Origin of the sequence: Nocardiopsis sp. CC223A, from assembly GCF_030766825.1 — a bacterium.
Classification (GTDB): Bacteria; Actinomycetota; Actinomycetes; order Streptosporangiales; family Streptosporangiaceae; genus Nocardiopsis.
The window spans coordinates 1-12,798 of the sequence record NZ_JASFDV010000128.1; the positions used below are offsets into that span (position 1 = coordinate 1).

The 12,798-nt window shown below is 69.0% G+C and carries 12 protein-coding genes; 8 read left to right on the top strand and 4 right to left on the bottom strand.

Annotated elements, in window-relative coordinates:
* The coding region (locus QJS33_RS29860; protein ID WP_306371418.1) for an ATP-binding cassette domain-containing protein at positions 1-246 on the bottom strand (246 nt) is incomplete at its 3' end.
* Between the two features lie 111 nt (positions 247-357).
* On the bottom strand, positions 358-1,482 hold the full coding sequence (locus tag QJS33_RS29865; protein WP_306371419.1) for a glycosyltransferase: 1,125 nt from the start codon (positions 1,480-1,482) through the stop codon (positions 358-360).
* 1,182 nt (positions 1,483-2,664) lie between these two features.
* Between QJS33_RS29865 and QJS33_RS29870 the strand changes: the two genes are divergently transcribed.
* The 7 genes from QJS33_RS29870 (at position 2,665) to QJS33_RS29900 (ending at position 8,801) form a co-directional block, all read left to right on the top strand.
* Positions 2,665-3,054: a peptidase inhibitor family I36 protein gene (locus QJS33_RS29870; RefSeq protein WP_306371420.1), complete on the top strand. Its 390-nt coding sequence runs from the start codon at positions 2,665-2,667 to the stop codon at positions 3,052-3,054.
* Between the two features lie 1,267 nt (positions 3,055-4,321).
* A complete protein-coding gene (locus tag QJS33_RS29875; protein ID WP_306371421.1) occupies positions 4,322-4,492 on the top strand; it encodes a hypothetical protein in 171 nt (56 codons plus the stop codon).
* Positions 4,493-4,560: 68 nt separating this feature from the next.
* Positions 4,561-4,887 (top strand): DNA-binding protein, encoded by a 327-nt coding sequence (locus QJS33_RS29880; RefSeq protein ID WP_306371422.1) that lies wholly within the window; start codon positions 4,561-4,563, stop codon positions 4,885-4,887.
* Positions 4,888-5,866: 979 nt separating this feature from the next.
* Positions 5,867-6,259, top strand: coding sequence for a DUF427 domain-containing protein (locus tag QJS33_RS29885; protein WP_306371423.1), 393 nt, complete (start codon positions 5,867-5,869; stop codon positions 6,257-6,259).
* 2 nt (positions 6,260-6,261) lie between these two features.
* A complete protein-coding gene (locus QJS33_RS29890; protein ID WP_306371424.1) occupies positions 6,262-6,645 on the top strand; it encodes a hypothetical protein in 384 nt (127 codons plus the stop codon).
* Positions 6,642-8,024, top strand: a complete 1,383-nt coding sequence (locus tag QJS33_RS29895; protein ID WP_306371425.1) for an NAD(P)/FAD-dependent oxidoreductase — start codon at positions 6,642-6,644, stop codon at positions 8,022-8,024. The genes QJS33_RS29890 and QJS33_RS29895 overlap by 4 nt, the downstream gene beginning before the upstream one ends.
* 21 nt (positions 8,025-8,045) lie before the next feature.
* Positions 8,046-8,801: a class I SAM-dependent methyltransferase gene (locus QJS33_RS29900; protein ID WP_306371426.1), complete on the top strand. Its 756-nt coding sequence runs from the start codon at positions 8,046-8,048 to the stop codon at positions 8,799-8,801.
* 16 nt (positions 8,802-8,817) lie between these two features.
* On the opposite strand, the gene QJS33_RS29905 is transcribed toward QJS33_RS29900, so the two are convergent.
* The gene (locus tag QJS33_RS29905; protein WP_306371427.1) at positions 8,818-9,630 is read right to left on the bottom strand and encodes a class I SAM-dependent methyltransferase; all 813 of its coding nucleotides are present in this window, start codon (positions 9,628-9,630) and stop codon (positions 8,818-8,820) included.
* A 2-nt stretch (positions 9,631-9,632) separates the two neighbouring features.
* The gene (locus QJS33_RS29910; RefSeq protein WP_306371428.1) at positions 9,633-11,243 is read right to left on the bottom strand and encodes a radical SAM protein; all 1,611 of its coding nucleotides are present in this window, start codon (positions 11,241-11,243) and stop codon (positions 9,633-9,635) included.
* Between the two features lie 233 nt (positions 11,244-11,476).
* On the opposite strand from QJS33_RS29910, the gene QJS33_RS29915 reads away from it, so the two are divergent.
* The gene (locus tag QJS33_RS29915; protein WP_306371429.1) at positions 11,477-12,658 is read left to right on the top strand and encodes a DUF3179 domain-containing protein; all 1,182 of its coding nucleotides are present in this window, start codon (positions 11,477-11,479) and stop codon (positions 12,656-12,658) included.
* The last annotated feature ends 140 nt before the right edge of the window (positions 12,659-12,798 follow it).

Consider the following 12,798-nt stretch of genomic DNA (forward strand, 5'->3'; position numbering starts at 1 on the left):
TAGGGTGCCGCTGCTCGGGACGAGGATGCCGGACATCATCTTGATCGTCGTGCTCTTGCCCGCGCCGTTCGGTCCCAGGAAGGCGACCAGTTCACCCGTCTCCACGGCGAAGCTGATACCGTCCACGGCACGTACCAGCTCGTATTCCCGGGTGACAAGGGAGCGGAGACCTCCGAGAAAGCCTTCGAACCGGCGGGGTCTGCGGTAGTGCTTGGTGAGCGCTTCAGCGTGAATCAGCGGTGCCACGCGGATCCTCTCTGATTATCTTTGACCGTTTCGGTATGTGACGGGTGACCCTCCGGGACCTGAGTCGGAACCAGGGCTCAGCGGTTTCACGGGAGTCACCCGGGAGGGCGGTCAAAAGGGGTCCGCGATCGGATGGCGAGAGAGTATCCGGCGTTCCTCCTCCGGACCCGAACTCCTGTAATAGACCACCTCGTGTTCGCTATTGGAGCATTGGACGATGCGGGGTATCTCCCTGTCCGCGGTGCGGTCAAGGACAAGCAGGTGGCCCCTGCCCGCCCAGTCGGCCAGGGCGCCGATCACTTCGTTCCTGTTCGCCTCGTCCACCCTGACCACGCGGTACTCGACCCGTCCCGGAAGACGTCCGTGAAGAGCTCGCACGGCGTACTCGAATCGCTGGCAGCACTCCAACCACGACAGGTCCCGGGTACGCGGATCGAACGACCGGGCCAGGATCCGCTGGGCCGCCACCTCAGGGACGCCGTGTTTGTCGGTGAAAAAGGCAAGATTGCGAAGCCACTCGTCGTACATGTCCTCGCGGATGACCTGCTCGTACAGGTGGTAGGCGACCGCGTGACGGTTGTAAGCGAATCCCAGGCCGAATCGCCGGAGCCGGTAACCAAGCTCGGAGTCCTCCAGCCCCCAGCCGACGAAGGACTCGTCGAAGCCGCCCACGGCCAGCAGGTGCTCACGACGCACGGAGGCGTTGCAACTGAAGAGGTAGTGCCAAGCGGTGGACAGGTTGTCGAGGTTGTGTGAGAAGGCGTCGAGGACGCTCTCTCGCGAATCGCCTCCCACGACCTGCGGGACTGCTTCGAGGGTGAACCCCCTGGCGAGCCTGTCGACGTCGAACCGCCCCTCTCCCAGGTGGTGGCGGGGTCCCAGTACGACCATCGCGGCGTGGTGCATGTGGTATCGGATGTGTTCGGCGAGGAAGTCAGGGGGCAGCATCTGGTCCGCGTCGACCATCACGATGAGTTCGCCCGAGGCCTCCCGTATTCCGGCATTGCGAGCGGCCGCCCTCCCCGACTCGGGTCCCCTCGGCCTGTGGACGTAGTTCAGCTCGAACGGATAGTGCCTTCCCCGGACGACGTCCCGAGTCCCGTCAGACGATCCGTCATCCACGACGACGACTTCGAAGGAGTCGTCGTCCGCGATCCGTTGGTGTATGAGGGAGAGCAGGCATATTTCTACGCCTTGTTTGGAGTTGTACGCCGGAATCACCACGCTTGCTTTCATGATCGACCGACCAAGATGGATCCGACCACTCCGTGACCGGGGGCGGCAGCCTGGCGTCCACCGACTTCTCCGATCGGTGTCACGCGGAAACCACCCCCCTACCCTTGATTTTCATGCCGCTCCCTCTGTGTAACTAGGCCCTTCATATCCTCGGGTCGCCAACGCCAGCGAGGCTACCGGATGCCCGCTGAAAATCAAGGGCCCGGACAGGGCCCCGAGCAATGAATGGGTGTTGCTGAAGTTCTGATTGTTGCCGTAGTGACTCATGGATTTCGGAGCTCCACTGGCCCCCTGAGCGCATATTCTTCCGATTTCTCGCTTCATTTTCTTGCTATGCGATAAATCCGAGGTGCACTGGAGCCGTTTCGTGACCATGGGCGCACCCGAGCCGTCGCGGCCACCGACACTCGGAACGCAGACCCGCGCCAGCGGACCGCGACCGCGCCAGCCCTCTTCGGGCCTCGCGCTCGGACGGTGACGCACCAGGGCCGCTCGACGCGCACGGGTGCACAGCGAAACCGAAGTCAGCCGCTCCAACGGGGGTGGAAGGCGCGACATGATCCCAGCCCCGCCAGATGCCGGCGGCGCGTGGAGCGGATTTAGTGCCGAGAAGCCGCGACTCCTGGCATCGGCGGTTCAAAAATCCGAGGGAGCTTCGTCCAGCCACAGGTCTGGCCCTCCAGGGTCCGCTTACCTCTCCGCGACCACCAGCGAATATATAGCCGCACACATCCTTAATTATCATAAAGCCAAGAGCTCACGGAACTCTAACACCGGCCTCGCAACCTCCACAAGGAGTGATGTTGAAAAGGGATGACAGGCGCCCCAGCGGATCGGCCGAGAAGGCCAATGGACTGCGCGTTCAATCGCGACCTCCAGGCACCACATGGCCGGATTTGGTCAGACACTCCTACTGTTGGCAGAGTTCACCACAGTAATTAACAAAACGGACATATCGCACTAGTGGAAGCTTCCGATCTATGCCACACTTCTATGTGGTCGATCCAATCAAGACAAGGGATTTCCCACTAGGCCTGCCTTCCCATGGAGGCAACAACAGCCTCAGTCGCGCCTTGTGCTGGGAGCCCACCCTGAGTCGGTCAGTCGTCGTATTGCTCCGCGGTCACACACAGACCCGCATTACCACACTCCCCCAGCCAGGAATTCACTGAAAGGAAGAACATGAAGGTATCGAACTCATGGAAGATACGGCTCGGTGTCGTCGCCGTCGGCACGGTGGCCCTTGGACTGCCACTGGGGCCAATCGCGGCACAGGCTGGCGCTCAGTCCGACGCTAGTGACCCATGCCCGTTCTCCAACACGCTCTGCCTGTTCGAGAGAACGGAGTTCGGCGGTGAGCGCTTCACCGTAGCCCCTTTGATACCCGGGCAGGGAGTATGTGTCGACCTCGTGGAACACGGCTGGGGTGGTCGCGCCGCCTCCGCCATCAACACCAGCACGAGCTCCAACGCGATGTTCCAGAGCGATGACTGCACCGGTCAGCCGATGGAGATCCCCACCGGCTCGACCCCGCACCTCTCCTTCAGTCCGAACAGCGTCTTCGTATCCTGAGCCCACTACCACGCATCCTGGACCAATGTCGTGGAAGCGCTCTCAATCGCATTGCGGAAAGGCGGATGTTCACCATTCGGCCGACGGCCTCACGTGGAACGATCCGGCTGTCACCGGACTTTCACTGGCTCTGCCCAGCCTCCACACCGATCACCCTTCCTGGTGACCGAGGGCTCTCCACAGGGGCGGAAGCCGCCCATGCGGGCGGGATGGTCGGTGGGCGTCTCCCACCCTGGGCTGGGAAACTTTTACGAATTGATGTGTGATGGCGCGAGCCCTGAGCATGGCCTCAGGCCTTCAACGTAGACGTCCCTGGAAAGGGCGTTGAGACCCCGGCGCACTGCCATGTACGGGCCCCTGCACGCCGTCCTTCAACGTAGACACCCTGTTCGGGGTCGTTGAGACCACGCCCGGGCCGGGTCCTGCCACTCCAAGGTGGATCTTCAACGTAGACGGCCCACCCAGGGACGTTGAGACACGTCACCAGCTGGCACACCACCTCACCCAGGAATCTTCAAGGTAGACGCCCTGTCGGGGGCCTTGAGAGACGGTCCACACCGTGTCGGCGCGGGTGTCGATGGCCCTTCAACGTGGACGGCTCCTACTCGGCCGTTGAGACAACTCCACCAGGATCAGGGACTGGTCGGCCTTAGCGCTTCAACGTGGACGCCCCACTCAGAAGCGTTGAGACCTCCCGGTGGAGGAAGGACAGATCGTAGGAGGCGTTCCTTCAACGGTGGACGGCTCCCGAGGAGCTGTTGAGACCGGGCGGAAGCTCGGGCTCGTCAAGTACAAGACGCAGCGTCAACATAGACGCGCCTTACGGAGCCGTTGAGACTGATAACCACGAAACCGGACGACCCGTGGCACTGGCTACTTCAACGTAGACGCCCCATGCCGGGACGTTGAAACCTCCCATAGCCGCGGTACCGGTTCCCGGCCAGGGTCCTTCAACGTAGACGTCCTACTCAAGGACGTTGAAATCATGCTGGCCAGCGCGGCACCGAAGCCGAGCGAGATGTCTCAACGGCTCCTCAAGAGCTGTCCACGTTGAAGGGTCCTCACCGAGCCCGGGGTGCGCCGCCCGCTGCTGTCTCAACGGCTCCTCAGGAACCGTCCATATTGAAGGTGGGTCCACCTGACCGGCAGCGCACACCGGGGCAAGTCTCAACAGCTCCTCAGGAACTGTCCACGTTGAAGGACCGTGCGGCGGGACACCCCGGCCTCGGTCGCGATTCGGGCCCGAGTCGGCAAACGGGAGTTCTCCGTGTTCATCGCCGCGGCCGTCGAGCGGAAACTGAGGAGGCAGATGCTGGACGAGTACCTGGCCGACTACGAGAGCCGCAAAGGACCGGTATCCGAGCAGGCGAGACTGCAGGCGCGGCAGGTCCTCGACGAGATCCTCGCCGAGGAGGGCCAGCGGTCCACCACAAGCTGAGCCACGAGGGAACACTGGTCCTGGACAGCAAAGGGCCCTCCAAGCTGCTCGCCGATGACGAGACCACGGTGGCCCTGGTCGCCGAGGCGCGCTCACGCGGCATGGAGGTGGTGATCTGCGCGCTCACCATCATCGAGGCCGTGCACACCCGCACGAACAAGGCCCGACTGAACTGGGTGCTGTCCGGTCTGCGCACCGTCCCTGTGGGCGATGAGGAGGCGAAGGCCGCTTCGGCACTGTTGATGGGGGCCGGGCTGCACGGCCCCACGTACGCCATCGACGCTGCCGTGGCCGAGACCGCGCTCCGGCAGCACCGTCCCATGGTCATGCTGACCTCCGACATCGACGACATGACCAAGCTCTGCGGCGACCGGGTCCGTCTCGTCTCCGTGTAAGTCGCCGGGGCCGCTTCGATCCGACGAGCTCATCGGCCGCTGCCTCGGTGGTGGGCCTGGTGCGTATGTAGGCCATCCGCACGAAATCCCCGCCCTGGATCGATCAGCGAGGTTCTGCGGGTTTCGCGCGAAACGGGCGTCGCGGTGGAGGAAGAGCACTCTGGACTAGTCCGAGCCCACTGTCTGGCACCGGTCATGACACTCGCGCCGGTTCCCGCGGCATGAGGGGCGCGGAGTACGCCGAGGCTTTGGAAGCCGCTTCGGAGACGGGTTCTGGCGGCGTGGCGAATACGTGGCGAAGGGTGGCCCAGGCGGGGCCGATGCGGTGCCGCTGACCTGGGCTTATACATGGGATGATGGGACTACTACGGATCAGAAGGTTGGGGGTTCGAATCCTCCCGAGTGCGCCACCATGAGACAGTGGCATTACGGCCCTGAACGGCGGAAACGCGGTTCGGGGCCGTTCTGTGTGCGCCCCGGTCCCACGCCCAGCCCTGGCGTGGGAGCCAAGTCGACTCCAAGCCACACCCACTCTGACCTGCGATTATGCTTGTAGGGCCCGTGGGGGCCAACCGTTTCAGATGTTCGGCCGACTTTCTCCGGATCGCCATTGCTGTATCCACGCCCCCGGAACACCGCCCTTTGACCCGAAGGTGGGGATCAGGCCGTCAGCAGGCCTTTCAAGGTCGATTCCCCCACCCAGGAGCGGAAAAACTCCGCGCGGAGGATGTCACCGCCCGGCGCCGTGCAGCGACCGCCTGCGCCCGGACCATCCTAGGTTGCACGTGGACGGTACCGGCGGTGCGAGGGCCTCCCTGCGCGGTGACCGCAGGCCCCGGAACCGGCTTCCGCACAGGCGTCCGGGGAGAAAGGGTGTCGTGTCGCTGACACTGTCCGGGGAAGGTCGGGGAAGAAGGGGATTACTGGTGTTCCCAGGAGCGGCGTCGGCCGCTCCGTACCCGGAGAGCGGTGTTCACCGATGATCAGAGCCGTGTGGAACGGTGTGGTGCTGGCCGAGGCCGAGCGCACCGTGATGGTGGAGGGCAACCACTACTTCCCCCCGGACTCCCTCAACCGGGAGCACTTCACGGACTCCGCCTCGCGGACCCTGTGCCCGTGGAAGGGCGTGGCACGGTACTACGACGTGACGGTGGACAGCCGGACCTACCCCGACGCCGCGTGGTCCTACCCCAAGCCCAGCCCGCTGGCCCGCCGGATCAGGGACCATGTGGCCTTCTACCCCGGGGTCGGCATCGAGCGCACACGTGAGGCCCGCTCTCTCGGCCGCGACGGTTCGCCGGAGCACGGGGGCTCTGCACCGGACGTCTCCGGCCGCGGCCGGCTGCGTACCTTGCTGAGGGGACGGGAGTGAACATGGACCTGCCCCGAGCCGAGAAGGGCCTGCTCCGAGCCCCCGCCCGCAAGGAGATCTCCACGGTGCGGATCGGGCTGCTCGGCGGCCTGGTGGGGATGCTGTGCTGTGTCGGACCGACCGTGCTCGCCCTCCTGGGGGTCGTCAGCGCCGGGACGGCCTTCGTCTGGGCGACCGACCTCTATGACGGTTACGCGTGGTGGTTCCGGCTGGCCGGGCTGGCCGTGGTCGCCGCCCTGGTGTGGTGGTCGCTGCGCCGCCGGGGCCAGTGCTCGGTCGCCGGGGTGCGCAGGGTGCGCTGGCGGATCCTGGGCGTTCTGGCGGTGGCCGCGGCCACCTACGGTGTGCTGTACGCGGTGACGACCTGGCTGGGGACCCTGGCGTGAGCCACGGCTTGGTGGTGATCGGTGGCGGTGCCGCCGGGCTCGCCGCGGCCCGCACCGCCGTCGCGCGCGGGGTGCGGCCGCTGATGGTCACCGAGGGGCCGCCGGGCGGCGAGTGCACGTTCACCGGATGCGTCCCGTCCAAGACACTGATCGAGGCGGCGGCCCGTGGCGAGGACTTCGCCGCGGCCATGGGCCGGGTGCGCGCGACCGTGGCGAGTATCGCCGCCACCGAGGACGAGTCGGCGCTGGCCGGTGAGGGGATCGAGGTGCTGCGGGGGCGCGCCGCCTTTCTGGCGCCGGACCGGATCGATGTGGGCGGGCGGATCCTGTCCGCGCCGCGGGTGGTGGTCGCGACCGGCGGCGGTCCCCGTGTACCGGGCATCCCCGGACTGGCCGAGACCGCTCCGCTGACCACCGACGACGTGTTCGCCCTGACCGGGCCGCCGGAGAGCCTGGTCGTCCTGGGGGCGGGGCCGGTGGGCTGCGAGCTCGCCCAGGCCTTCGCCCGCCTGGGCGTCACGGTGACGGTGGTCGAGGAACGCGGCCGCCTGCTGCCCGGTGAGGCACCCGAGGCCTCACGGGTCATCGCCGAGCGGTTCGTGAAGGAGGGGATCGCGGTGCGGACCGGTGCGTCGGTCACGCGCGTCTCCCGTGAGGCCGGCCGGTGCAGGTTGGAGGTCGACGGCGGCGCCCCCGTGGCGGCCGAGCGGATCCTGGTCGCGGCGGGGCGCACGCCGGGCACACATCACATGGGCCTGTCCGAGGCCGGGGTCCGGACCGACGATCGCGGGTTCGTGCGCACCGACGACCGGCTGGCCACGACCTCGCCGTCGGCCGTCTACGCGGCGGGCGACGTCACCGGGCGGATCGCGCTGACCCACGCGGCCCACCTCATGGGACGGACCGCCGCGGCCAACGCCCTGCGCCGGGGCCGGGGCACGCGCCTGGACGACTCCGTCATCCCGCGGGTGGCGTTCACCGACCCCGAGGTCGCGCAGGTAGGGCCGACCGAGCACGAGGCCGCCGCCCGCCATCCGGGGGCACGGGTGGCGTACCTGCCGATGAGCGAGGTCGACCGGGCCGTGACGGCGGGCAGGACGGAGGGGTTCGTCGAGATCATCGCCGGTCCGCGCCCGCTGCTCGGCCATGCCGGCGGCGGCCGGGTGCTGGGGGCGACGATCGTGGGGGAGCGGGCCGGGGAGCTGATCCACGAGATCGCGCTGGCCATGCGCACCGGGATGTTCGCCGGGCGCCTGGCGCAGACCGTGCACGCCTACCCCACCCATGCGATCGCCGTGCAGCAGGCCGCGGCCCAGTTCGTCATGGAGTACGCCGGGCGCCGGGCCCGGCCTGCGCGGCCCGGGGAGCACCCCACCTGAAGCGGCGGAAGGCGGACGGGTATGGACGACCGGGAGTGGCGGCGCTACCTGGGGGACTTCCACGACACGCGCCCGGGGGTCACCGAGGAACTCCTCGCCCTCGCCGGAGAGGCCCCGTACACGTGGCTGGCCGAGCCGCTGCGGCCGATCACCGGGACCGTCCTGGACCTGGCGTGCGGCTCGGCACCCACCCGCCCCCTACTGCCCCGGGTCCGGTGGGTCGGCGTGGACGCCTCGCCCGGAGAGTTGGCCTACGCCGCCGCCCTGGGGCGCGGCCCGCTCGTGATGGGCGACGCGGCCGCGCTGCCGTTCGCCGCGGGGTCGGTGGACGCGGTGTGCGCGGCGATGTCGCTCCAGGTCCTCACACCCCTGGACACGGTCATGGACGAGGTCGAACGGGTACTGCGGCCGGATGGTGTGCTGGCAGCGCTGGTCCCGGCCCGTCTCGGCGCCTCGCCCGCGGGCCTGCTCGCGTGGGCGCGGGTCCTGTTAGCCCTCCGCGAGACCGGGTTGACCTGGCCGAATCCGCACGCCTGCGACGGGGCCGGCCGGCTTCTGGCCGCGCGCGGGTGGGCCGTCGTGTCGAGCGCGCGCCGGGTGCTGTGGCTGCCCATGGCCGGGCCGGAGCACACCTCCCTGCTGCTGCGGGGCTTGTACCTGCCGGGCACGGCACCGGAGCGGCTGCGGTACGCGCAGCGCTCCCTCGCCGCCTGGGCGCGTCCGGGCCGGGCGCTTCCCCTGCCGTTGCGCCGCGTCGTGGCCACGGCGCCGCGGTAGCGCCGATGGCGGGTTCTCAGCCGCTTTCCTTCCGGGCGACGATGAGGGCGTAGCCGATCCGCCCGTCCGCGACGGCCCTGCGGGCGGCGTCCAGGTACGGGGCCAGTGCGTCGGTGTCCACACCGGCCGCGACCAGTCGTTCGGGTGCGGTCATGCGCAACAGCCGGACGCGGGCCTCGATCCGGTCGATCATGCGTGCCAGCGCGCCGTCGTGCCGCTCGGTGGTGACGGTGGCCAGCCCGGCCTGTGCCAGGAGCGCCGAGTAGTCGGCGGCGGGGCGGGCGTCGGCGACGCAGGCCACCCAGCCCGCCAGCCCCGACAGCTCGTCGGGCAGGCCGCCTTCGGCGACGGTGACGTCGGTGATCCCCGCATGCCCGCCCGGGCGCAGGACCCGGGCGAACTCGGAGGCCGCCGCGGCCTTGTCGGGGAAGGTGCACAGCGCGCACTCGCACACCAGTGCGTCGTACGCGGCATCGGGGGCCGGCAGGCGCTCGGCGTCGCCGCGCAGGAAGCGCACCCGGTCGGACAGCCCGGCGCGCTCGGTCTCGGCGCGGGCCGTGGCCAGGGTGTGCTCCCCGAGGTCGACTCCGTCGACCCGCGCCCCGGGTTCGAGGGCGAGCAGCCGGGCGGTGGCGCCGGGGCCGCAGGCCACGTCCAGGACCCGGTCCCGCGCGCGTAACCCCATGCGGGTCGCGAGCAGGCGGGTCAGCGCCAGGCCGCCCGGGTGGTAGGACTCGCCGAGCAGCAGGGCGACGGCGTCGCGCCCGTAGGCGGCCGCACAGCAGGACTTGGTCTCCTCCGGGTCCATGGGCAGGGGCAGGGGCTCCACGGCTAGTCCACCGCCCGTCGGCCGGTGTTGGTGGAGTCGGTGACGGCGGGTCCGGCCGGGCCGGCGGTTCCGTCGCCGTTCGTGGAGGCGGGCCGGGCGATCCGGGAGCCGTAGGGGGACTCCACGGTCATGTCGGCGAGCCCGCGGGCGTTGGGCACGACGTCGGCGACCGGGACACCGGACATCTGCGCGCGGACCTGTTCGCGGTAGCCCACGGAGTTGTAGGCGCAGAAGGGGATGATGCGCCCGTCCGGGGTGATCTCCTCCACGCAGCACTTCATCAGCTGCTTGACGTTGAGCGTGTAGGGGTCCAGGAAGTCCTGGACCACGATCATGAACACCTTGTCGCCCAGGTCCTTGGCGGCGGTGGGCAGGTCGATGCCGCAGGAGGCGCACTCGGCGGTGGCCGCGGCCAGGCCGTCCATGGTGCCGGGGGCGCCCATGAACGCCGAGGCGCTCCACAGCCTCTCCAGGGACTCCCGTAGCGCGGGGTCGGGCAGGACCCGGTTGCTCACGTAGTCGAGGTGGTCGTGCACGTCGACCAGGCGGGGCAGGGGGATGACGTCGGTGCGGCCGCCCTCCTTGCGGTCCACCAGCAGGTAGGTGATGGAGCGGCAGGTCGGGAAACAGCAGGGGACGGGGACGAAGTCGCCGGGCCGGAACCACTCGGGTCGCTGGGCGTTGATCATCTCCATGACGTCGGAGTTGGTGAGCCGGGTGAGCGGGTCGAACTCCACGTGCCGCCCCGAGTGCGTGACCGGCTGGAAGGACACCGCGCCCACGGCCGGGTGGTCGATGCCGTACTCGATGATGTCGCCCAGCTCGTGGTCGTTGAGGCCGCGCTCGACCGCGGCGACCAGGGTGACGGTCAGCCCGACCCGGGCGCAGTTGTCCAGGGCCTGCCTCTTGCGCTCGCGCAGGTCCCTGCCGCGGATCTCGCGGTGGGTGCGCTCGTCGAATCCGTCGAATTGCAGGTAGACGTTGACCGTGGTGCCGTTGCGGCCGTCGAGGTCGGCCAGGGCGGCGACGAACCGCTGGTCGGTGGCCAGCCGGATGCCGTTGGTGTTGAGGTTGACGATCTTGATGGGTCGGTCGGTGGCCATCTCGACGAACGCGAGGATGTCCTTGTGGATGGTGGGCTCGCCACCGGAGAACATCACCACCTCGGGTTCGCCCTCGGCCGCCACGAAGGTGTCGAGCATCAGCGCGCACTGCTCCCGGGTGATCGAGTAACCGTCGGGCTGGTGCCCGGAGTCGGCGAAGCAGATCGGGCAGTCCAGGTTGCAGCCGGTGTTGACCTCGATGATGCCCAGACAGGCGTGCTGTTTGTGCTCGGGGCACAGGCCGCAGTCGGACGGGCAGCCGTCCCTGACCTCGGTCTGGAAGGCCAGGGGCAGGGTGCCCGGCTTGTTGAACCCGGCCGAGTCCGTGTAGAGCTGGGCGTCGCCGTAGACCAGGGCCTCGAACCACCCGTGTTCCTTGCAGCGTTTGCGCAGGTAGACCTTGTTGTCGCGGATGTTGACCTGGGCGTCGACGACGACTTTGCACACCGGGCAGATGCTCTTGGTGAACTCGACGAAGATCTCGTCCCGGTCCCGGGAACCTGGGGCCACGTTGGTCGTTCCTCTCCTCGGGGTGCGCCGTCCGCATCGGCGCACCGGCAGGGTGCGGGGCGGACACCGCGTCACCCTGGGTTCCTTCCCGTACCTGTTCGTAGTGCACCGTGTTCGTGCCCGGCGCCGGGAGAGAGTGTCGGCGTGCTGACAGATCAGGGCTCGGTCGCCGATGCCGGGGCCAGACTCGGAGCACACGTGCAGGAAGCGCGACAGGGGCGAAGAGGTGGGGCATGCGGGGCTCGGGAGGCGGGCGGATCACGCGGGGGACCGTGGTCGCCGTCGCCCTGGCACTGGCCGCCGCGGCCTGTGCGGCTCCGGGCGGGGAGGAGGAGCGCCCGACGCCGGCCGCGCCCGGATCCGGTCCGGTCGAGAACGTCCCCTCGGCACTGGAGGACCCTGCCGCTCCCGGCCTTCCGGACCCGCTCGTGGACGTGGACCGTCTGGTCAGCGGCGGCCCGCCGCCCGACGGGATCCCCGCCCTGGACGATCCCGCGTTCGAGGACGCGTCCGGCATCGACTGGCTGGAGGACGCCGAACCGGTCCTGGGGGTGTCGGTGGAGGGAGAGGACCGTGCGTACCCCGTGCGGATCCTCATCTGGCACGAGATCGTCAACGACACCGTCGGCGGCCGCCCGGTCGCGGTCACCTACTGCCCCCTGTGCGACTCGGCGCTGGCGTTCGACCGGCGCGTCGGCGACCGGGTGCTGGACTTCGGGGTGTCGGGGATGCTCTACAACTCCGACCTGGTCATGTTCGACCGCCAGACCCACTCCCTGTGGCCGCAGATCGAGGGCAGCGCCGTGGCCGGGACGCTGACCGGCACCGAGCTGGAGCGGGTCAGCGTCACGGTTCTGCCGTGGGAGCGGTGGCGGGCCGATCACCCCGACGGGTCCGTCCTCAGCCAGGACACCGGCCACGACCGCGACTACGGACGCAACCCCTACGTCGGCTACGACGACCCCGACAGCGAACCGTTCCTGCTGGACCAGGACGCCGACCCGCGCATGCCCGCCAAGGCCCGCGTCATCGGCATCGGCACCGGGTCCGAAGCGCTCGCCCTGCCCACGGACCGTGTGCTGGAGGAGGGCGTGGTGACCGTCGAGGCGGGTGGGGAGCCTGTGACCGTGTGGGCCGTGCCCGGGGCCGCCTCCGCCCTGGACGACGAGGTCATCGCGCAGGGCCGCGAGACGGCCGCCACCGGCGTCTTCACCCCCGTCCTGGACGGCCGGGAGCTCGCCTTCGAGCGGGACGGCGACGTCTTCACCGACGACCTCACCGGGAGCCGGTGGGACATCTCCGGCCGCGCCGTCGACGGCGAGCTGGCGGGCCGCGAACTCACCCCGGTCGACCACGTGGACACGTTCTGGTTCGCCTGGGTGGCCTTCACCCCCGACACCGACATCCTGAGGTGACGATGAGGACGATCCCGCATGCGAGCGCCGTGGCGGCGTTCCTGGCCGCGGCCCTGGGCCTGGCGGCCTGCTCCGCCCCCGGAGAAGAGCCGCGGGCCGGAACCGACACGGGCACGGGCACGGCCCGGCAGTCCCACGCA